The organism is Seonamhaeicola sediminis, from assembly GCF_004358095.2.
In the GTDB taxonomy this organism is placed as follows: Bacteria; Bacteroidota; Bacteroidia; order Flavobacteriales; family Flavobacteriaceae; genus Seonamhaeicola; species Seonamhaeicola sediminis.
The window spans coordinates 15,337-36,844 of sequence record NZ_SMZJ02000003.1 but is presented as its reverse complement, the minus strand read 5'-3'; the positions used below and the strand labels follow the sequence as shown (position 1 = coordinate 36,844).

Sequence of the window (21,508 nt, the reverse complement as noted above, 5' to 3'; positions counted from 1 at the left end):
AATTAACAAAAATAATATTTTTTAAATCTTGAAATCAAAAAAATAGTTAAAATACCTGTTTTAGTTGCTAATATTAATGGAAGAGGCTTCTCCTAAGCCAATTATTTTATCGTAACGTGCACCTAAGTCTCTATAATAAACAAGCACTTTATAGTTGTTCTCGGTTTGATAAAAATTGCCACTTATAGCGCCTTCATTAAGAATATCATTTTCTATAGTCACATACTTGTAATTATAAAATCCTTGTTTCAATAACATAGCACCTGTATAGATGCCTCTTTTCGAATCAAAACTCATCCTGTTGCTTTCATTAAGGGCATAGTTGTTAAAATTACCGTAAATAAAAACAGATTTATTGGTGTCAAAATCAGGATTAGTCTTTAATGAGAAATGTATCCAAACATAATCTGATTCAATGCTGGGATCACCCCCATCAACATTAGTGATGAGGTAAGTTCCATTTATATCTGGGTTGTAAGTGTATGGATTATTACTGCGTTGTGTGTTTGTAAATAAATAACCGTGGTAGAGGTCTTGCAAATCTATATTTTGTACACCGTTGTTAGCGGCTCTAACATCTTTGTTTTCAAAATAAAAATACTCATTGCCTCCCCAAAAACTAGCTTGGGAATCATATTTAAAAATAAGTTGGTTTCCAACAGTGTATTGAGGCTTTAAATTAGAAATTGCTGTATATAAATTATTATTTTGCACTATAAGTGTTTTAACTGTTTGAATGGGGTTATTTAGCTGTATGTTTTTTGGTGCAATTATTATTTCAACACGTTGTTTTTCTTCTAAGTATTGAATATCCATAGAACGTTTTATGTTTAAACCAACATTGGCTTTATCTTCATAAATCATAAACTTTCTGGAAAACACTAATTCGTCATAGCTATTGTAAATACCAATTACATAGTTGCCAGACTTTTTTAATCTAGTTGTAAATTGATTGGGGATGGTTAACTTGTAATTTGAATAAATTTGAAGCGTATTGAAAGAGTTTTCATAGTTCCTAATACGTTGGTTGTCAAAACCATCCAAATATTCAGTTTTTGCTAAAATAGAAGGTGTCCAGTCAAAATCACAATGTTGTATTTTGTAGTAAAAATCATCTTCATTTCCGTTGAGCGCATCAAATTCAAGCGTTAATTGGTCTCCTAATTTTAAAACTGGTAATTGTACTTCTGGAGTGTTACCTTTAAAGTTGATGGTTTTAATGTAATCTGGTGGGGTAACCTCTTTTATTTGGCAAAACCCAATGGAAAAAATGAATAAAAACAGAAGAAATACCTTAAATTTCAATTGCATAAATGAATATGATTTATGTAAAGGTAAACAAATTTTATGCCCAAAAAGGGTTTTGTAATGAAGTTCATAAAAATCTATTAATTTTTAGGGAAACTGTATTATTAATTTGTATTTTTGCCCCGATTTTTAGACAACTAATTTCAATAAAAAAAAATATGTCAAACGACATTCGCATTAAAAAAGGTCTAGACATTAATCTTAAAGGTGCTGCCGAAAAAACTTTAGACACGGCAATTGTTAGCAATACTTGCACCATTAGACCTGAAGATTTTCACGGCGTTATTCCTAAATTGATTTTAAAAGTTGGAGCTAAGTTAAAAGCAGGTGAACCTGTTTTTTATGACAAGTCTAACGAAAATGTAAAATTTGTTTCTCCAGTTTCTGGTGAAATTACGGAAATTGTTCGCGGAGCAAAAAGAAGAATTTTAGCTATTAAAATTCAGGCCGATAAAAAACAAACCTTTCAGGATAACGGCAAACTTGACGTTGATGCCGCAACACAGGAAGAGGTGTTGGGCAAACTACTAAAATCTGGATGCTGGCCGTTTATAAAACAACGCCCTTATGATGTTATTGCAAATCCAGAGAAAGCACCCAAAGCCATTTTTGTGTCGGGTTACGCTAGTGCTCCGCTGGCAGCAGATTTAGATTTTGCGTTACAAGGTAAAGAAGCAGAACTACAAGCGGCAGTTACAGCTATTGGTAAGCTTACCGAAGGAACCGTTCATATATCTGTAGGTAAAAATTCAAATTCACCTTTATCATCTGTTTCAGGTGCAACTATTCACAAAGTGTCTGGTCCGCACCCCTCAGGTAATGTAGGAACTTTAATAAATAAAGTAGATCCTATTAACAAGGGTGAAGTAGTTTGGACGGTTAGCGCACAAGACTTAGTTATTATTGGCGAGTTGTTGCTAACTGGGAAATTTAATGCAGAACGTGTTGTTGCTTTAGCTGGTTCTTTGGTTGAAAAACCAAGATATTTTACTACTAAAATAGGTAGCGAAATAGCGACTATGATTTATGATAAGGGCATATCTGAAGAAGCCAATTCTAGAATTATTTCTGGTAATGTGTTGAGTGGAAAAGAAGTGAGACCAGATGGTGCTTTGGATTATTACAGTAATGTAATAACAGTAATTCCTGAAGGTGATGATTATGAATTATTTGGGTGGACTAAGCCTGTTTTTAATAAAGTGTCTACCTCAAGAGCACTAACATTTTCATGGTTAAACTCTAAAAAGGAATACAATCTAAATACAAACACTAATGGTGAACACAGGGCTTTTGTGGTAACTGGAGGCTATGAAGAGGTTTTTCCTTTAGATATCTATCCGTTACAAATCCTAAAGGCTTGTATGTATAAGGACTTAGATGAAATGGAGGCTCTAGGAATGTATGAAGTAGCCCCTGAAGATTTCGCTTTAACAGAATTTGTTTGTGTGTCTAAACAACCACATCAAAAGATAATAAGAGAAGGTTTAGACTTAATGCTTAAAGAAATTGGATAATTATTCATTGAGGAACAAAATGAAAAATATTACAAGATGAGTTTAAAAAGAAGATTGCATATTTTAAAGCGTAAGTACAGAGGGTCTAAAATGGCTCCTGCATTTAATGCTATTCATACGTTTTTATTCTTACCAGATGAGACTACTCATGGTGGTACACACATAAAAGCTGCAGACGATTTAAAGCGTACCATGAATACTGTTATCATGGCTATGGTACCCTGCTTGATTTTTGGAATGTTTAATGCTGGTTATCAGCATTATTTAGCATTGGGTGACATAGAAGCTGTTTCTGCGGGTTTTCTTAGTTCAGAATTTTGGACATTAGATAATTTCCTTGTTGGACTCATAAAGATACTGCCTTTAGTAGTAGTTTCTTATGGTGTAGGATTGGGTATAGAATTCTTATTTGCAATCATTAAAAAGCACGAAGTAGAAGAAGGTTATCTAGTTACAGGAATGTTGGTGCCTTTAATTGTTCCTGTAGACATTCCACTTTGGATGTTAGCTGTAGCCGTTGCTTTTGGTGTTGTAATTGGTAAAGAAGTATTTGGTGGTACCGGAATGAATATCTTAAATCCAGCCCTAACCATTAGAGCATTTTTATTCTTTGCATATCCAACCTGGATGAGTGGTGATAAGGTATGGGTTCATGGTGCTGTTGAACGCGCTGGAACTCCTGATGCTATTTCAGGTGAGACTATTTTAGGTAGTTTAGCACAAAATAATGAAGTGAGTTATAGTGTCATGGATATGTTCTTAGGATTTATTCCAGGTTCAGTTGGAGAGACTTCAGCATTGTTGATTTTAATAGGAGGTCTGTTCTTAATTTTTACCAAAATTGGAAGTTGGAGAATTATGTTGTCTTCTGTATTAGGAGCAATAGCCATGGGATTAATATTCAATTGGGTAGTTGATGCTGGTGTAATTGGTAGTGGTAGTAAATTTTACGGATTAATGAATACTGTTTGGTGGCACCACTTATTAATTGGTGGTTTTGCCTTTGGTACTGTGTTTATGGCTACAGATCCTGTTACAGCTTCACAAACCAATAAAGGAAAATGGATATATGGTTTTTTAGTTGGGTTTATCTCAATTATGATTCGCGTGTTCAACCCTGCTTATCCAGAAGGTGTGATGTTGGCAATACTGCTAATGAACGTATTCGCTCCAACAATAGATCACTATGTGGTTCAAGGAAATGTAAAGAAAAGAATGAAACGTTTAAAAGCTAAAACCGCTTAAGTAATGAGTAATAGAACAGATTCAAATGTATATACAGTACTATTTGCCGTATTAATGGTTGTAATAGTAGGTGGATTGTTAGCCTTTACTGCTTCTGCTTTAAGACCAAAAATAGATAATAACGAGCGTATTGAAAAGCAACAAAATATTCTATACGCTATGGGAATTAATGAAAATGAAGGAAGTAACGCTAACTTTGTAGCTACCACCGAGGCACCTGAACTTTTCACAAAAAATGTTGCTGAACAATTGGTTTTAGAATCTAAAGATGGTAAGGTTATAGGTACTATGACTCGCGAAGAGTTTATGAATTCTAATAATGGTAAAGAACCCTATTTAATCGATATTAAAAAGCAAAAGAGTAATTCTAAGAGTGGTACATCTAGATTACTTCCTTTATTTGTTGGGAATAACAAAGAAGGTAAAAAAGTTTATGTTGCACCTATTTATGGAAAAGGCCTTTGGGATGCTATATGGGGATATGTGGCACTAGATGAAAATATGGTAGTTCAGGGTGCTTACTTTGATCATAAAGGAGAAACCCCAGGTTTAGGAGCAAATATTAAGCAGCGTTTTTTTATGGATGATTTTGTAGGAGAGCATCTTTTAGCAGATAACGGTGATTTTAAAGGAATTACCATAGCAAAAGGGAACGCAGACCCTAAAAACGAAGATAAGACAGACAATGAAATAGATGCTATTGCAGGGGCAACAATAACTGGCGATGGCGTTACTGCCATGATAAAAACCGATTTAAAGTTGTATAAACCTTATTTCGATAGTTTAAAATCTCAAAAAACAAATTAATCTATGGGCTTACTTTCAAAAAAAGACACAAAGTTAATTACTGACCCATTAGCAGATAACAACCCAATTACTATTCAGGTACTTGGAATTTGTTCTGCATTGGCTATTACAGCAGAATTAAAGGCATCAATAGTTATGTCTATATCTGTATTGTTTGTTTTAGGGGTTGGAAACGTGGTAGTTTCTTTAATGAGAAACATTATACCTTCAAAAATTAGAATTATTGTGCAATTGGTAGTCGTAGCTGCATTAGTAATTATTGTAGACCAAGTGCTAAAAGCTTTTGCCTATGAATTAAGTAAAACGCTTTCAGTATTCGTAGGTTTAATAATCACTAATTGTATTATCATGGGGCGTTTTGAAGCCTTTGCTCTTGGAAATGGACCTTGGCGTTCTTTTTTAGATGGAATTGGAAACGCAGCAGGTTATGGAGCCATATTAATTATTGTTGGTTTTTTTAGAGAATTGCTAGGATCTGGTACATTACTTGGATTTAAGGTTTTAGGAGACCCCATTGAAAAAACAGGATTGTACGCCATCGGATATGAAAATAATGGATTCATGTTATTGTCTCCAATGGCATTAATTGTTGTTGGTGTTATTATTTGGGTGCAGCGTACTAGAAATAAAGCATTAGTAGAAGATCATTAATCAGTATACGGTTTGCAGTTACAGTAAGCAGTAATCTCTGTTAACTGAGGCTGAGACTGAAAATTCAAAAATATGGAACATATAGAATTATTTTTTAAATCGATATTTATAGATAACATGGTGTTTGCTACGTTCTTAGGAATGTGTTCTTACCTAGCAGTATCTAAAAAAGTATCAACAGCGGTTGGTCTTGGTGCAGCAGTTATCTTCGTATTAGTTGTTACGGTACCTTTAAACTGGTTATTAGATCAGTACATATTACAGCCAGGAGCTTTAGGAAAATGGTTAGGTGAAGATTATGCTTCTTATGATTTAAGTTTCTTATCATTCATCATGTTCATTGCAACCATTGCTACCATGGTACAATTGGTAGAAATCATAGTTGAAAAATTCGCACCAGCACTATATAACTCACTTGGAATCTTTTTACCGCTTATTGCTGTGAACTGTGCTATTTTAGGAGGTTCATTATTTATGCAATCTCGTGAGATTCCAACTATTGGTTTGGCTACCACCTACGGGTTAGGTTCAGGTATTGGATGGTTCTTAGCAATTTTAGCAATTGCAGCTATTCGTGAAAAGATAAGATATTCAAATGTTCCTCCTGCATTAAGAGGGTTGGGCATTACATTTATTATAACTGGCTTAATGGCTATCGGATTCATGAGTTTTGGAGGTATGTTAACTGGAGGTGATGAAGAATCAAAAAATGAAACTCCAGAAGTGGTAGAGAAAATTGAGCTAGAAAAAGAAGAGATTATAAAAGATACTGGTGCTGAGCATAGTCAAAGCATTGCTGATAACACAATAAAAGTAGTAGAGTAACATGATATTATTAGCTAGTACAATAGGAGTAATTGTAGCAACAGTGGCAGCGTTTTTAGTGTTAACACTTGCGTTGGTTGGCTTGTTATTATTTGTAAAACAAAAGTTGGCACCATCTGGACCTGTAAAAATTAAAATTAATGGTGAAAAGGAAATAGAAGTACCTTCTGGTGGTAGCTTGTTGTCTACTCTAGGAAACCAGAAAATATTTCTACCATCGGCTTGTGGTGGTGGTGGAACTTGTATTCAGTGTGAGTGTCATGTTCACGCTGGAGGCGGTGAAGCATTACCAACCGAGACACCTCATTTTACTCGTAAAGAGTTACAACATGGAGCCCGTTTAGCATGTCAGGTAAAGGTGAAGCAAGACATGGATATCAGTATTCCAGAGGAAATATTTGGTATCAAGAAATGGGAAGCAACAGTTGTTAGAAATTATAATGTAGCATCATTTATTAAAGAGTTTGTTGTTGAGATTCCTGAAGATATGGGTTACAAAGCAGGTGGTTACATTCAAATTGAAATTCCACCATGTGAAGTAAAATATTCTGATATGGATATTACGGCACATCCTGAAGAGCATGAAACACCAGATAAGTTTCAAGCAGAATGGGATAAGTTTGGTCTTTGGCCATTAGTAATGAAAAATACTGAAACAGTAGAGCGTGCTTATTCTATGGCTTCTTACCCAGCCGAGGGTAGAGAAATTATGCTTAATGTACGTATTGCAACCCCGCCATGGGACAGAGCTAAAAATGGCTGGATGGATGTAAACCCAGGTGTAGCATCTTCATATATCTTTAATTTAAAGAAAGGCGATAAGTGTACTATCTCTGGACCCTATGGTGAGTTCTTTATAAATGAAAGTGAAGCTGAAATGTTATACGTTGGAGGTGGTGCAGGTATGGCACCCATGCGTTCACATTTATACCATTTATTTAAAACCTTAAAAACGGGGAGAACAGTAACATATTGGTATGGTGGTCGTTCTAAGAGAGAGTTGTTTTATTTAGATCATTTTCAACAATTGGAAAAAGATTTCCCAAATTTTAAATTCTATTTAGCACTTTCTGAACCCTTACCAGAAGATAACTGGAAAGTAAAGAAAGATATTAATGATGAAGCAGGTGATGGATTTGTTGGATTCATTCATAATTGTGTGATTGATAATTATCTTAACCACCATGAAGCCCCAGAAGATATCGAATTATACTTCTGTGGACCTCCATTGATGAACAAAGCGGTTCAAAAAATGGGAGAAGATTTTGGTATCCCAGACGAGAATATCAGATTCGATGACTTCGGAGGATAGCCGATAATCGGCATTTAGCATTAGGTTGTTATTCCTGAATAGGCAGGAATCCTAAAAAACAAAAACCCACTCAAAAGAGTTGGTTTTTGTTTTTTGTCATTACTTTAAGTTATGTTGGGAGGGTGTTTTTCAAACTGCTAAGGAGCATCGTTCATCAAACCATAATTTCATTCGAAATTATAGTCTCTTTCTTAAACTCAAATAACCTCTTATATTCCATAACATTTGGAATGTTATCTAGTTTGCATAAAAGTTCAATCGTTTTAGAAAGTCCGTTAAAAAGTAAATCTTTATCAGTAGGGTTTTTAGGTTTTATGTTTTTATGATGAAGTGGTAATTGGTAGCCGCAAGCTTTTAAAAATGTATGTTCAATTTGAAGTAGTTCAAGAGGAGTATAGCCATTAAATGTTCTGCCTAGGGTTTGGTGTATTTTACCAACGTAATTTAATACTAAACTGCCATGGCTATCTGAAAGATACTTCCAGCTATCTCTGTTATCTAAAATATTGCCTACTGCACATTGTTGGCAGCATTCAGGATTTAAGGTATTGTTATGAAAAGCGGTGTACAACTTTTTTATGGCACTCTCAAAACGTGTTGTAGTTTTCATAGCACAAATTTTAAAATATTAACAACACTTTAAAGTTAAGCAATTTTTTAACATGTATTTTAAGTGCTATTTTTGCAGTATGAGTAAACCACTTACCGAACAAGAATTACATAATTTAGCTATGAACCATGTTGGAAAAGATTTGGAACAACGTGGTTTTGAATTTATTGCAGTTAACAGTAAGCTTAAAAAGCATCCACAATTTGTTTGTATAGACAAGACTAGCCAATACTATTTTGTTATTGTAAAGGCGGTTATATTACCTGATAATCCTAACAACTATGATGTAGTTTGGATGGAATCTTTTAAAAAGCATGCCAGAGAAAAAGATGCTAAAGTTTTATATGCAGGTGTTGGTTTAGGTAACCCTAATGGTGAAAATTTACCAGTTTATTTACATGAAGATTATTTATTAGAATATAATGGTATTCAGGTTTTAGACACTAACTTTAATTAGAATGAAGAAGTTTTTTATTTACTTAATTATCGGGGTTTCTTTACTAGGATGTGATCAAAAGACAAAGAATACTAAAGTTTCTGGAGTGGTTTTTGGTACTTCTTATAGTATTATTTACAATTCTAGAGATAATTACCAAAAGCAATTTGATAGCTTGTTTTATGTTATTAATAAATCAATGTCTACGTATCAAGTAGATTCTGATATTTCAAAATTGAATAGAAATGAAAGTACAACAGTTGATAGTCATTTCAAACGAGTATTAACAAAGTCTTTTGAAATATACAATGAAACTAATGGCGCTTTTGATCCAACTATTGGAGCTGTTGTAAACGCATGGAATTTTGGACCCGAAGAAAAAATTTCTGATTTAGATAGTTTGAAAATTGATAGTTTAATGCATTCGGTTGGTTTAAACAAAGTAAAGCGGGTTCATAATAATATTATTAAACCAAAAGGAACTTATATTGATTTTAATGCCATTGCTAAAGGTTATGGAGTAGATGTTATTGGTGAATTTTTAGAAAGTAAAAACGTTCATAATTATTTAGTTGAAATAGGTGGTGAAATAAGGGTTAAGGGAGAGAATCTGGATAAAAAATCTATGTGGACGGTTGGTGTTGAAGAGCCACACTTTGATGGCAATCAATCTATTTTAAAGGCTATTAAATTAAAAGATGCAGCTATGGCAACTTCAGGTACCTACAGAAAGTTTAAGATTGATACAAGCGGAAATCGTTATTCGCATATTATAGATACAGATACGGGGTATCCTAGTAAAACAAACTTGTTGAGTATATCTGTAATAGCTCAAGACTGTATGACTGCCGATGCCTACGCCACGGCTTTTAAAACAATGGGTATTGAAAAAATAAAATTATTTTTAGAAAATCACCCAGAATTAAAAGTTTTCTTAATTTTTGAAAATGAAAAGCGGGAGTTTGAGACTTTGTCTTTAAACAGATTTCCTGATTAACTTTCTAAAAAGCCTTTATTAAAAGTGAAATCCATCCAATAACGAAAAGTATTCCACCTAGTGGGGTTATTGGGCCCAAAAATTTCATTTTCTTTCCTTTTGCACTAGATATTACCAATCCGTAAATACTAAAAGAAAAAAATAATATACCCAAGGTAAAGCACCAATAAATTAGAACTGTGGCATATTTTGGGTTAAACCCAAGAAATAATAATACAACAGCGTGATACATTTGGTACTTCACACCAGTTTCAAAACTTTTAAGTTGTTCTTCTTTTAGCATCTTTTTTAAGGTATGGGCACCAAATGCTCCAAAGATTACAGATAATGCTCCAAATATAGCGGCAGTAATGATAATTTGTTGTTCCATAATTAAGGTTTAAATACCACAGGAATAATTTCACCTTTAGCTAAACAATACATGTCAATGTCTTCATCCGAAAAATTAGAGGTATAATCTACTTCATCAACTTTAAAACCAATACTCCTAAGTTTGTCAAAATAATCTCGTCCATAAACTCTAACATGATCATATTGTCCAAAAATTTTAGCCCGTTCCTTTTTGTCTGTGATGTTATTGTCCTCAAAAGTTTGATCTCTATTTAAATCTTGCGGAATTTGAAAAATGCCCCAGCCACCAGTTTTCATTACTCTGAATAATTCTTGCATGGCCTTAGTGTCATTAGGGATATGTTCTAAAACATGATTGCATAAAATTACATCAAACATATGGTCATCAAAAGGTAGATTACAAATATCTGCTTTCACATCGGCTAAGGGGGAATTTAAATCGGTGGTGACATAATCTAGATGTGTCATTTTCCTAAATTGTTTGTAAAAAGCTTGTTCAGGTGCAAAATGTAATAATTTTAGAGGACTTTTAAAGAAATTGGTTTCATTCTTCAAATATAACCACAACAATCTGTGGCGTTCTAATGAAAGTGTAGAAGGAGATAATACATTGTTTCTCTGGATGCCATACCCATAAGGTAAAAAAGCTTTAAATTTTTTACCGTCAATAGGGTCTGTAAATCTATTTCCTTTTAAAAAAAAAACTAAAACCGGACTAATAATATAACTTAACCTAATTAATAAAGGTCTTGGGATAACATTTAATACAATCTTGAAAAGTTGTTTCATTGTATTTAAAGCACAAGTGCTTCTTGACGAAATTCGGTTTCTTCATCACTCTCAATTCCCAATGCATCGTAGATATATGCGAAAGTAGAAAGCAATTCAGGTTTCCCATCTATAAGAGCAACATCATGTTCAAAATGAGCACTTGGTTTTTTATCTAAAGTAGTTATAGTCCAACCATCTCTGTGTTGTTTGATTCGGTGCGTACCCATATTAATCATAGGTTCTATAGCAACCACCATACCTTCAATAAATTTTTTGCCCTTACCACGTTTACCGTAATTTGGCATTTCGGGGTCTTCATGCATCTTTTTTCCAAGCCCATGACCAACTAATTCTCTTACAACACCATAACCATGAGCCTCACAATATTGTTGAATGGCATAGCCAACATCACCAACACGGTTATTAGCCTTGAACTCTCTAATACCAACATATAAAGATTCTTTGGTTACTTTTAATAGTTTTTCAACCTCAGGGCTAATATTTCCGATAGCAAATGTGTATGCATGATCACCATAAAAGCCATTTTTAAAAGCACCACAATCTATAGAAATTATGTCACCTTCTTCCAGAGGAGTATCATTGGGAATCCCGTGAACTACTTGTTCATTAGGACTCATACAAAGAGTATTAGGGAAATCATATAATCCTAAAAAACCTGGTTCTGCGCCATGATCTCTAATATGTTCCTCTGCAATTTTATCTAATTGCAGTGTTGTAATACCTGGTTTGATTTCCTTTGCTAATACTCCTAACGTTTTAGATACAATTAGAGCACTTTCTCGCATTAATTCAATTTCAGCTCTGGTTTTTATTTCTATCATGTTTAAAAAATAAGGGCAAAGATAAATAAAAATAAGCGTTTTGTAATTTAAGAGCTTGGTAAAGCTTACCTAAAAAGTTTGAAAAAACCTTTTCTCTTTTCAATTTTTGGTGGAGTAGAATTGGTTATTTCTTGGTATATTTCACCCCAACCAGGAAAGCCACCAAAGTTACGATCGTCTATGAATATATCAGCATTAATTTTTCTACTGACGTCATATAGGAATTGTTCCTCTGGAAAACTACTATTTACCGCATAAAAATGAATACCATTTTCTTTACAAAAAGCAACAGCTTCATGAAGTTTAAGGCCATGTCTGTATGTCCATAAAATTAATCTGTGTCCATCTTCTTGTAGCTTTTTTAAGGTTTCGAAAGCAAACATTTTAGGTTTACCAATTTTTGGGTAGGCATCTTCTACAATGGTACCATCAAAATCTATTGCAATAATTAGGTGTTTATTAAGTTTCATTTAATAATAGACTTGAGTTTGTGCAAAAGTACAATATTTTTTAAAGAGGCTTTTTTATACTCTTTATTATACATTAATGATTAAATGTAATCTTTCAAAAAATAAAACCCCGCTAATTCAAGCAGGGTTTGAGCAGTATTTGTTTTTATGTTTTATACTAGTGAATGTTGGGTCATAGACTCTGGTTGTTCAACTCCCATGAGGTCTAAAATGGTTGGTGCCATATCCCCTAAAATACCATCTTTGATTTCTGTTAATTCATTGTCAATTAGAATTACTGGAACAGGGTTAGTGGTGTGCGCTGTATTAGGAGATCCATCAGGATTAATCATGGTTTCGCAATTTCCGTGATCTGCAATTAACAATGTAGTATAATTGTTCTCAAGCGCTGCAGTAACAACGTCTTTTACACATTCGTCAACAGTTTCACAGGCTTTTATGGCTGCTTCCATAACACCTGTATGCCCAACCATATCACCATTGGCAAAATTTAAACATACAAAATCAACGTCTCCTTTTTGTAGCTCAGGAATTAAAGCATCTCGCAATTCGTAAGCACTCATTTCAGGTTTTAAATCGTATGTAGCTACTTTTGGTGAATTTCTCAAAATACGCTGTTCTCCTTTAAATGGTTCTTCTCGTCCTCCAGAAAAGAAAAAAGTCACATGGGGATACTTTTCTGTCTCAGCTATTCTTATCTGTTTTTTATTGTTCTTTTCTAAAACTTCACCTAAAGTTTCGTTTAGGTTTTCTTTATTGAAAATTACTTTAACGTTCTGGTAAGTATCATCATAGTTTGTAAGGGTTACATAATGGAGATTTAATTTCTTCATGTCATACTCTGGAAAATCTACTTGCGATAAAACTTCTGTTAGCTCACGACCTCTATCTGTTCTAAAGTTAAAGAAAATGATTACATCGTCTTCTTTTATTGTGGCGATAGGAGTGTTGTTTTCACTAGTTACAACAATTGGTTTAATAAACTCATCTGTAATATCATTTGAGTAATTTGCTTTAATTGAAGCAACAATATCATTTGAGGTTTCTCCTTTTCCATTCACTAGCGCGTCATAAACTAATTTAATACGTTCCCAACGCTTATCTCTATCCATGGCGTAGTAACGCCCTGAAATACTTGCAATTTTTGTGTTTGTATTTTTAATGTAATCTTGTAATTGTTTTACAAAACCAACTCCAGATTTAGGGTCAACATCTCTACCATCAGTAAATCCATGGACATAAGAGTTAGCTACACCATATTCGTTAGCGGCATCAACCAAGCCCAATAGGTGGTTAATATGAGAGTGAACACCACCATTACTAAGTAAACCTAAAAAATGAACATCCTTATTGTTTTCTTTAGCATATTTAAATGCATCAACAAGTACTTTTTCGTTATTAAGCGTTTTATTTTCAACAGCTAAATTAACTTTAACTAAATCCTGATATACAATTCTACCAGCCCCTAGATTCATATGTCCCACTTCGCTATTTCCCATTTGGCCTTCCGGTAGACCAACATGAAGTCCGTCTGTTCTTAGAGTGGCATAAGGGTATTTTGTGTAAAGAGAATCTATAAAAGGTGTATTAGCGTGGTCTATGGCAGAAACTTTAGGGTCAGGGGAATTACCCCAGCCGTCTAGTATCATTAATATAACTTTTTTATTCATTTTTTGTTAATTTTTTTAGCTAAGCAAAGATACAGAAGTAAAACAAAATATCTGGTGTAAAAAACCTCGAAAACCTTAGTTTTTATAGCTTTTTCAAGAATTTTTTAAAGAAAACGTTTGCGTTAATACTTTGTGAAATAAACGTTAAAAATCTGTTATATGTGTTTTTTTGTGTAACAGAGTAAAAAAAAAATCGTCTCTTTAGTATATCAAAAAACGAATCAATATAATCAAACTTAAATTCTTTCATCATGAAAAAAACAATCATTACCACTGTATTAGCAGTTTGTATTGCCGTAGTATCGGTCAATGCATCCTCAACCACTTCAACTATTGATACTAATAGTTATTATGAGTATTTCTTTAAAGTAAATTCATTTTGTGTATCTATTGCTAAAGGTGACTTTGATACGGTAAAGAAATTAATTGAAAGGGGAGCTGATGTAAACGAGCGCTCCAATGGAATGACACCAGCCATGTACGCAGCCAAGTTTAACAGAACTGAAATTTTAAAACTTTTAATTGATAAGGGTGCTAATTTAAAATTGAGAAGTACTAATAAAAACTATACGGCAGCAAAATATGCTGAGCTACATGGAGCACATGAAGCTGCAGCCTTAATTAAAAAAAATTTAAAGAAAAAAAAGAAAAAGTAATTACAGCACTCATTAAGTAATTATTTTGAGTTAGTCAGAAAAAAACGTCTCGCATTACGAGACGTTTTTTTTATTGATTTCTATACTTCCATAGCTTGTTTTTAACACAATAGTAATCTTAAATATTCACACACTAATTAAATTAAAATCTTACCTAGGTTCAAATAGTTTGTACATAACATAATGCAATCCTATTTCAGGGATAGTAAAAGCTTCTCCAATAATCTTAAAACCGTTGCGCTCATAAAAATTTACAGCAATTTCTCTAGCATTACACCAAAGGATTTCCATGTTTTGAGTTTTTAGAAATTCCTCACCATGTATAATTAAATGATTCCCTAAACCTCTACCTTGAAACTTTTTTAAAATAGCCATCCCGCGCAACTGATATTGGTTTTTAAAATGTAATAATTCATGGTTGTTTTTCATAAATGTAACAACCCCAGCTAATTTAGAATCAAGAAATAATCCAAAATGAATTGTTGTTTCTAAATAATCACCTTCAAAATCACAAGAATCAATAGGTTTGCCAGGACGAAGTATTGGATGCCTTACTGTATGAGTTTCTTTGGCAGTAATTTGTTGAATATAATAATTCATTTTTTCTTGATAATTTCGTTAATTACAGTGATAATCAAAGTTAAACGATATAACTTAAAGTTTTTATATAGCTATGGCATTCATTTTTAAAATTATTGATAACAAAGACATTGAAAGTGTTATTCCATTAGTGGAAAAGTTAAATAACTACCAAATTTCTTATGAAACTCTGAAACGACGTTTTTCTGAAATGATTGCTCAAAATAATTATGAGTGTGCCGTTATATATAATGGAGAACGACTAATAGGTGTAAGTGGGCTCTGGTATTGTACGCGTCATTACTCTGGCAGAAGTGTAGAGCCAGATCATGTTTACATTGATGAAGCTTACAGAAATAAGGGATTAGGAAAGCAATTTTTTAATTGGATTTATAATTATGTTAAAGAAAAAGGTTATGAGGCAGTAGAGTTAAATACCTATGTATCAAATGCGCCATCTCATAAGTTTTATTTTAACGAGGGCTTTAAAATTTTAGGCTTTCATTTTTTAAAAAAGTTATAAGTTTTTCTTGTTAATGACAAGGTAGTTTATATATATTTGCACCGCAAAGGCGGGAGTAGCTCAGTTGGTAGAGCGTCAGCCTTCCAAGCTGAATGTCGCCGGTTCGAACCCGGTCTCCCGCTCTAGAAGCTTCATCAGAAAAGGTGGAGCTTTTTTATTTTAAATGGCTTATATCAATCTCAGGATCAATTTCATACGGAGTTTTATTAACTTCAAAAATTCTTGCCGTTAAATTTCCTCTAAGGGTAATAGCATCACTTTTAACGTGTAGCCAACTGCCTTCTCTTAAACCAACTACGGGTTGTGTATTAAACTTATGAAATTCTTTTATTCTGGTTTCCCTACTTTCACCCATATGTTTGCTATTACTTTCGGGCTCTAAAAAATGTGGATTTATATTAAACGGAACCAATTTTAAGGCATCAAAACTTGGTGGGTAAACAATAGGCATGTCATTAGTTGTTTTAATATTGAGTCCGCAAATATTACTACCTGCACTGGTACCTAAGTATGGGGTTCCGTTTGTTACCGTTTTGTTTAAAACACCTATTAAGCCGTTTTTGTAAAGCATGTGGATTAAAACAAATGTGTTACCTCCTCCCACAAATATACCTTTAGCTTTTTCAATAGCAATAACAGGGTTTTCATAGGTATGAATACCATTAACCTTTTTGTTTATTTTAGAAAAAGCAGTTTGAGCCGTTTTTGTATAATTATCATGACTTATGCCACTAGGTCTAGCATAAGGGATAAATAAAATTTCTTGCGTATCTTTAAAAAACATTGCAAGTTCATCTAAAATATATTCTAAATATCCACTACCATGAATTGTTGAAGTACTAGCAATAAGGATGTTTTTCATTTTGTTAAAAATAGGGAAAGTAATAATTACATTAAATGTGTAAAATTAGTTAAATGAATCTTTTAACAAAAGTTTAGAATATTTTTCAATGTAATAAGGATTTTATGAGCGAAATTTATAATAAAATAATTGCTGTAACTATGAGACGATTTTTTCTTTTTTTCAGCCTTTTGTATTTTGTTTTTAATGCTGAGGCACAAATAGTAAATAGGATAGAGGTAGAAGGTGTAATTTATGCCGATGCCAATGATGTTGAGGGGATTACAGTTTATAATTCGTCTTCAAATGTGGGAACAATTACTAATGAAAAAGGGGAGTTCAGAATAGCAGTTGCTGTAAATGACATCATTCAAATTTCTGCTTTGCAGTTCAAGGCTCTTTCAATAACAGTGCAAGAAGAGGCTATAAAATCAAGGAAATTAGGAATTCATTTGGTAGAACAAATTCATAAATTAGATGCTGTTTTGTTGTCATCTGGTCTAACTGGAAATATTACAACCGATATAGAAAACGTTTCCTATTTAAAACCAGTTATATTAAATATGGGAAGCATGAATGTTGATTATGAATATAATGATGATAAGGCTTTTGATGCAGAGATTGTTCAGAAAGACTTAAAATCTAGAATTAATAAAGGGGAGTTGTATAACGGGTTTGATGTTAAGAAAATTTCTAAACTCATTTTTGGTAAAAGAAATAAGGAATATATTAAACCAGATTATGTAGTGGTTGAAAAGCCTCTAGAATTATTTGATGTTTATTCTCCAGAATATATAAGTGAGATGTTTGAAATTCCACTAGAGGATGTTAATGATTTTATAGCTTATGTAGACACCAAAGATTTAGATAGAGAATTGCTTAAAAAAGACCATGAAATTGAATGCCTTCAGTTTTTATATGAAGTAAGTAAAGAGTATTTAAAAGATAAACATACAAAAAAGTAGTTTTGTCTGTTTTTTTATTTAATATTCTTAATCAAATATATATTCACTTAATAACTATAAACCAAACGCAAAATCTACTCAAGACTATTATATTTTGGAATAGTTATTGAAATTCTTTATCAACATTCGCAAAAAAACAAATGTATTTATCAAAAACATTATTAGTTCTATTCATAATACCACTTTTTACCTTATTTAGTATACATAAATACTACATCAGTGTTACTCAAATAGAATATGTGCAGGATAAACAATCAGTTCAAATAATAACTAGAGTTTTCTTAGACGATTTTGAAAACGTTCTTAGAGAACGTTATGATGAATCTATCACATTAGATAAAACTAATGGGGCTAATGTAAATTTATACATTGAACGGTACTTGAATAATAAAATTAAAATAAAAATTAACGGCACAGCTGCAAGTTTTGCTTTTATTGGTAAAGAGTATGATCTTGACATTATGAAATGTTATCTTGAAATTGAAGGTGTTGAGAGTATAGAATCTTTTGAAATTACTAATACGGTCTTATTTGATATGTTTGAAGACCAACAAAATATTATTAAAACAAAAATAAACTCCAAACAAAAAAGCTTTATCCTAGTTGCTCAAAACGATAATGCCGTGTTAAATTTTAATTAAAAGTAAGTTAAACCACTCTTGAAATAGTTATTTTTGTTCGATTTTTTTAAGAAAAAAACTGCTTATTATTTCAATTTATAAGTAATAATAAGTTAAAATTCAAAATTCAAAATTCAAAATTCAAAATTCAAAATTCAAAATTTGAAAATGAAAATCTTAAAGTATTATTTCCTCTTTGTAATTTTGGTGTCAGCTTCTGTTTTTGCCCAAGAACAGAAAGCAGAACAAGTAAAAAATGGTCATATTAACAATAACAAATTTAAACAACTCTATGATGAGTTTTCAACCCCTAATATGTATAGGGCTGCATCTGGAGCCCCTGGGCCTGCTTATTATCAGCAGCAAGCAGATTATAAAATGGATATTGTTCTAGATGACAAAAATGCTAAATTATCTGGTTTTGAAACAATTACTTACACTAACAACTCTCCAGACGTTTTAAAATACCTTTGGGTACAATTAGATCAGAACAAAAGAGCAGAAGATTCTAAATCTCCTTTAATAGAAGAAAGCCGTTTACAACCAGTTATGAGTCCAAGTGAATTTAGCCTAAAATTCATGAAAAAACCTTTGGAAAGAGGTTTTAATATTGAAATGGTAACAGATATTAATGGCAAACCTTTACAATATATGATTAACCGTACCATGATGCGTATAGAGTTGCCAAAACCAATGACTACTGGAGATACGTTTTCTTTTTCAATAAAATGGTGGTATAATATTAATAATCATGTTGAAGAGGATGGACGTTCTGGATACGAATATTTTCCTGAAGATGGTAACAAAGCTTATGTTATTGCTCAGTTTTATCCCAGAATGGCTGTTTATAACGACGTTGAAGGTTGGCAAAACTCTCAGTTTTGGGGGCGTGATGAATTTGCGTTACCATTTGGTAATTTTGAGGTAAATATTACAGTACCAGCAGATCATATTTTGGAAGCTACAGGAAAGCTTTTAAACCGTAAGGAAGTTTATTCTAAAGAAATGTTGAAACGTTACGAGTTGGCGACTCAATCTTTTAATGAACCTGTATTAATAGTTACTCAAGAAGAAGCTGAAAAGGCCGAAAAAAGTTTTTCTGAAAATACTAAAACATGGAAACTATATGCCGAAAACGTAAGAGATTTTGGTTTTGCTACATCTAGAAAATTTATTTTAGACATGATGGCTGTTAAAATAGGCAACAAAGATGTTATGGCGGTATCATTATATCCCAAAGAAGGGAATCCACTTTGGGAGGAATGGTCAACCAAGGCTGTAGCTAGTACTTTAGAGTCTTATTCCAGAATGACCTTTGATTACCCATACCACAAAGCAATTTCTGTTCATGCCAAACAACAAGGTATGGAATATCCTATGATTTGTTGGAATTACGGAAGACCAAAAAATGACGGTACCTACAGTGATAGGGTAAAGTATGGTATGATGAGTGTGATTATTCATGAAGTTGGGCATAATTTCTTTCCAATGATTGTAAATAGTGATGAGCGCCAATGGACCTGGATGGATGAAGGATTGAATTCTTTCCTGCAGCATGTAGCGGAAGTTGACTTTGGAGAAAAATATCCAGAAGCGTTATCTCCTGATGATAAAGTGTATCCTTCCAGAAGAGGACCAGCTCATAAAATTATACCATACATGAGTGGTAATCAAGATTATATTGCCCCAATTATGACCAAAGGCTTAAATACTTATCAGTTTGGTAATAATGCCTACGGAAAGCCAGCTACTGCATTAAATATTTTGCGAGAAACCGTTATGGGACGTGAGTTATTCGATTATGCTTTTAAGGAGTATTCGAGACGATGGATGTTTAAACATCCAACACCAGAAGACTTCTTTAGAACCATGGAAGATGCTTCTGCTTTTGATTTAGACTGGTTCTGGAGAGGATGGTTTTATACCACAGATTGGGTAGATATTGGAATTAAAGACGTGAAAAAATTTTATATATCCTCTTCACCAAATAAACTTGTGAGAGATGAAGCACGAGAAAGAGGTTTTAAATTAAAAGATTTGCCCCCATTGGTGTATTTAGTTGAAGAAGAAAGTGAAGATTTTAAAGAAGACATGAAAAGTGCTACGCTTTTTGAAAATTCATTACCAGTTAAAGAGTTTGTTATGGATAATTTTACTCCAGAAGAACAAAAAAATATGAAGTCACCAAACTTTTTTTACAATATTACTTTTGAAAAACCAGGAGGTTTGGTAATGCCAATTATTGTAGAGTTTACATATGCTGATGGAACTAAGAGAGAAGAAACCTATCCAGCTCAAATTTGGAGGTTTAATGATAATGAAGTGACCAAAGCTATTGCCTCAGATAAAGAAATAGTTAGTATTGTTGTAGACCCAAACCTTGAAACAGCTGATATTGATACCAGTAATAACTCATGGCCAAGGGAAGTTCGGGAAAATGATTTTGAAAAGTTTAAAAACAAAGTAAATGGTTAAAAAGCCTTTTTAAAAATATAATGAGGTTGGTTTTAATACCAACCTTTTTTGTTTACATAATAAAAACAACTCCCTATATTTGTATCGTGATTTATCAACCTACATTTTTATTTATAAGCGGTGCAGAAATAGCATTTATTCTGTTTATTGTTATAATGGTATTTGGAGCCGATAAGCTACCCGAAATTGCTCGTGGTTTGGGTAAAGGTATGCGTACGCTTAAAGATGCAACGAACGATATTAAACACGAAATAACTAAAAGTGCCGAAAACCATGGCATTGATACCAGTATTACAAAAGATGTTAAGAAGGAACTGGATAAAGTAAAAGATGATTTAGAAGATTTTACGGGTTCTGTAAAGCGTAAGTTTTAATTATTCCAATTTTCTACTAATAGTTAAACCATCTCTAATTGGTAATATAACTGTTTCAATTCTTGTGTCTTCCTTTAGCATTTTATTGTATTGAATTAGAGCTTTAGTATCTACATCATCGAGTTTTAATTCTTCAATCACTTTGCCGCTCCATAATACGTTATCAGATAAAATAATCCCTCCCGGATTTAGTTTATCAATAATTAATTCATAGTAATTTGGGTAATTGCCTTTATCAGCATCAATAAAAACAAGATCGAAGGTTATATTTAGTAGGGGAATGATTTCTAAAGCATTTCCTAAATGTTGAATCATTTGACTTCCATAACCAGATTTATCAAAATATTTTCGTTGAAAATCATACAATTCCTCATTAATATCAATCGTATGTAACTTGCCTGAAGTTTGCATGCCTTCAGCTAAACACAGCGCAGAATATCCAGTATAAGTACCAATCTCTAAAATGTTTTTTGGTTTAACCAATTTAGAAATCATGCTTAATAAACGCCCTTGGTAATGTCCACTAAGCATCCGTGGTTGTAGTATTTTTTGACAGGTTTCTCTGTTTAATTGTTGTAGTAACTCGGGCTCATTTTCAGAATGCGAAACTACATAATTATCTAATTTGTCAGGAATAAAGTGCATAATTGTTTTGTTCTTAAATTC

Annotated in this window: 24 protein-coding genes and 1 tRNA gene; 15 read left to right on the top strand and 10 right to left on the bottom strand. The window is 32.8% G+C overall.

Annotated elements, in window-relative coordinates:
• Window positions 1-60: 60 nt before the first annotated feature.
• Complete coding sequence (locus E1J38_RS04810; protein WP_133356043.1) at window positions 61-1,311, bottom strand: type IX secretion system plug protein; 1,251 nt, start codon at window positions 1,309-1,311, stop codon at window positions 61-63.
• Window positions 1,312-1,466: 155 nt separating this feature from the next.
• Here E1J38_RS04810 and E1J38_RS04805 point away from each other — a divergent pair, with 155 nt between their 5' ends.
• The 6 genes from E1J38_RS04805 to nqrF all read left to right on the top strand — a co-directional run bounded on the left by E1J38_RS04805 (window position 1,467) and on the right by nqrF (window position 7,662).
• A complete protein-coding gene (locus E1J38_RS04805) occupies window positions 1,467-2,822 on the top strand; it encodes a Na(+)-translocating NADH-quinone reductase subunit A (protein ID WP_133356042.1) in 1,356 nt (451 codons plus the stop codon).
• 36 nt (window positions 2,823-2,858) lie between these two features.
• The gene (locus tag E1J38_RS04800) at window positions 2,859-4,067 is read left to right on the top strand and encodes an NADH:ubiquinone reductase (Na(+)-transporting) subunit B (RefSeq protein WP_133356041.1); all 1,209 of its coding nucleotides are present in this window, start codon (window positions 2,859-2,861) and stop codon (window positions 4,065-4,067) included.
• Window positions 4,068-4,070: 3 nt separating this feature from the next.
• Window positions 4,071-4,874: a Na(+)-translocating NADH-quinone reductase subunit C gene (locus tag E1J38_RS04795; RefSeq protein ID WP_133356040.1), complete on the top strand. Its 804-nt coding sequence runs from the start codon at window positions 4,071-4,073 to the stop codon at window positions 4,872-4,874.
• A 3-nt stretch (window positions 4,875-4,877) separates the two neighbouring features.
• A complete protein-coding gene (locus E1J38_RS04790; protein WP_133356039.1) occupies window positions 4,878-5,525 on the top strand; it encodes an NADH:ubiquinone reductase (Na(+)-transporting) subunit D in 648 nt (215 codons plus the stop codon).
• Window positions 5,526-5,597: 72 nt separating this feature from the next.
• Complete coding sequence (nqrE, locus tag E1J38_RS04785; RefSeq protein ID WP_133356038.1) at window positions 5,598-6,350, top strand: NADH:ubiquinone reductase (Na(+)-transporting) subunit E; 753 nt, start codon at window positions 5,598-5,600, stop codon at window positions 6,348-6,350.
• A gap of 1 nt (window position 6,351) precedes the next feature.
• On the top strand, window positions 6,352-7,662 hold the full coding sequence (gene nqrF / locus E1J38_RS04780; protein WP_133356037.1) for an NADH:ubiquinone reductase (Na(+)-transporting) subunit F: 1,311 nt from the start codon (window positions 6,352-6,354) through the stop codon (window positions 7,660-7,662).
• A 154-nt stretch (window positions 7,663-7,816) separates the two neighbouring features.
• Here the strand turns inward: nqrF and E1J38_RS04775 are convergent, their stop codons facing one another.
• The gene (locus tag E1J38_RS04775) at window positions 7,817-8,272 is read right to left on the bottom strand and encodes a Na(+)-translocating NADH-quinone reductase subunit F (protein WP_133356036.1); all 456 of its coding nucleotides are present in this window, start codon (window positions 8,270-8,272) and stop codon (window positions 7,817-7,819) included.
• Between the two features lie 79 nt (window positions 8,273-8,351).
• Between E1J38_RS04775 and E1J38_RS04770 the strand changes: the two genes are divergently transcribed.
• Both E1J38_RS04770 and E1J38_RS04765 read left to right on the top strand, forming a co-directional pair.
• Window positions 8,352-8,729, top strand: a complete 378-nt coding sequence (locus tag E1J38_RS04770) for a DUF8840 domain-containing protein (protein WP_133356035.1) — start codon at window positions 8,352-8,354, stop codon at window positions 8,727-8,729.
• 1 nt (window position 8,730) lies between these two features.
• Window positions 8,731-9,705, top strand: coding sequence for an FAD:protein FMN transferase (locus E1J38_RS04765; RefSeq protein ID WP_133356034.1), 975 nt, complete (start codon window positions 8,731-8,733; stop codon window positions 9,703-9,705).
• Between the two features lie 4 nt (window positions 9,706-9,709).
• Here E1J38_RS04765 and E1J38_RS04760 read toward each other — a convergent pair whose 3' ends face one another.
• The 5 genes from E1J38_RS04760 to gpmI all read right to left on the bottom strand — a co-directional run bounded on the left by E1J38_RS04760 (window position 9,710) and on the right by gpmI (window position 13,809).
• Window positions 9,710-10,075 carry a DUF423 domain-containing protein gene (locus E1J38_RS04760; protein ID WP_133356033.1) on the bottom strand — a complete coding sequence of 122 codons (366 nt, stop codon included), beginning with the start codon at window positions 10,073-10,075 and terminating at the stop codon, window positions 9,710-9,712.
• 2 nt (window positions 10,076-10,077) lie between these two features.
• Entirely contained in the window at window positions 10,078-10,845 is a 768-nt protein-coding gene (locus E1J38_RS04755) for a class I SAM-dependent methyltransferase (RefSeq protein WP_133356032.1), read from the bottom strand.
• Between the two features lie 5 nt (window positions 10,846-10,850).
• A complete protein-coding gene (gene map / locus E1J38_RS04750; RefSeq protein WP_133356031.1) occupies window positions 10,851-11,669 on the bottom strand; it encodes a type I methionyl aminopeptidase in 819 nt (272 codons plus the stop codon).
• A gap of 65 nt (window positions 11,670-11,734) precedes the next feature.
• Window positions 11,735-12,139 carry a BT0820 family HAD-type phosphatase gene (locus tag E1J38_RS04745; protein ID WP_133356030.1) on the bottom strand — a complete coding sequence of 135 codons (405 nt, stop codon included), beginning with the start codon at window positions 12,137-12,139 and terminating at the stop codon, window positions 11,735-11,737.
• Window positions 12,140-12,291: 152 nt separating this feature from the next.
• Window positions 12,292-13,809, bottom strand: a complete 1,518-nt coding sequence (gene gpmI, locus E1J38_RS04740; protein WP_133356029.1) for a 2,3-bisphosphoglycerate-independent phosphoglycerate mutase — start codon at window positions 13,807-13,809, stop codon at window positions 12,292-12,294.
• A 251-nt stretch (window positions 13,810-14,060) separates the two neighbouring features.
• On the opposite strand from gpmI, the gene E1J38_RS04735 reads away from it, so the two are divergent.
• Entirely contained in the window at window positions 14,061-14,465 is a 405-nt protein-coding gene (locus E1J38_RS04735) for an ankyrin repeat domain-containing protein (RefSeq protein ID WP_133356028.1), read from the top strand.
• 150 nt (window positions 14,466-14,615) lie between these two features.
• Here E1J38_RS04735 and E1J38_RS04730 read toward each other — a convergent pair whose 3' ends face one another.
• The gene (locus E1J38_RS04730; RefSeq protein WP_133356027.1) at window positions 14,616-15,065 is read right to left on the bottom strand and encodes a GNAT family N-acetyltransferase; all 450 of its coding nucleotides are present in this window, start codon (window positions 15,063-15,065) and stop codon (window positions 14,616-14,618) included.
• Window positions 15,066-15,138: 73 nt separating this feature from the next.
• Between E1J38_RS04730 and E1J38_RS04725 the strand changes: the two genes are divergently transcribed.
• Window positions 15,139-15,567, top strand: coding sequence for a GNAT family N-acetyltransferase (locus E1J38_RS04725; protein ID WP_133356026.1), 429 nt, complete (start codon window positions 15,139-15,141; stop codon window positions 15,565-15,567).
• Window positions 15,568-15,616: 49 nt separating this feature from the next.
• Window positions 15,617-15,689: transfer RNA gene (locus tag E1J38_RS04720), tRNA-Gly, on the top strand.
• Window positions 15,690-15,721: 32 nt separating this feature from the next.
• Here E1J38_RS04720 and pepE read toward each other — a convergent pair.
• Window positions 15,722-16,429, bottom strand: a complete 708-nt coding sequence (pepE, locus tag E1J38_RS04715) for a dipeptidase PepE (RefSeq protein WP_133356025.1) — start codon at window positions 16,427-16,429, stop codon at window positions 15,722-15,724.
• Between the two features lie 104 nt (window positions 16,430-16,533).
• On the opposite strand from pepE, the gene E1J38_RS04710 reads away from it, so the two are divergent.
• The 4 genes from E1J38_RS04710 to E1J38_RS04695 all read left to right on the top strand — a co-directional run bounded on the left by E1J38_RS04710 (window position 16,534) and on the right by E1J38_RS04695 (window position 20,842).
• Window positions 16,534-17,373, top strand: a complete 840-nt coding sequence (locus tag E1J38_RS04710) for a carboxypeptidase-like regulatory domain-containing protein (protein WP_133356024.1) — start codon at window positions 16,534-16,536, stop codon at window positions 17,371-17,373.
• Between the two features lie 140 nt (window positions 17,374-17,513).
• A complete protein-coding gene (locus E1J38_RS04705; protein ID WP_133356023.1) occupies window positions 17,514-18,014 on the top strand; it encodes a DUF6702 family protein in 501 nt (166 codons plus the stop codon).
• A 147-nt stretch (window positions 18,015-18,161) separates the two neighbouring features.
• The gene (locus E1J38_RS04700; RefSeq protein WP_133356022.1) at window positions 18,162-20,468 is read left to right on the top strand and encodes a M1 family metallopeptidase; all 2,307 of its coding nucleotides are present in this window, start codon (window positions 18,162-18,164) and stop codon (window positions 20,466-20,468) included.
• 86 nt (window positions 20,469-20,554) lie between these two features.
• On the top strand, window positions 20,555-20,842 hold the full coding sequence (locus E1J38_RS04695) for a Sec-independent protein translocase subunit TatA/TatB (protein WP_133356021.1): 288 nt from the start codon (window positions 20,555-20,557) through the stop codon (window positions 20,840-20,842).
• Here the strand turns inward: E1J38_RS04695 and E1J38_RS04690 are convergent, their stop codons facing one another.
• On the bottom strand, window positions 20,843-21,487 hold the full coding sequence (locus E1J38_RS04690; RefSeq protein ID WP_133356020.1) for an O-methyltransferase: 645 nt from the start codon (window positions 21,485-21,487) through the stop codon (window positions 20,843-20,845).
• Window positions 21,488-21,508 lie beyond the last annotated feature (21 nt).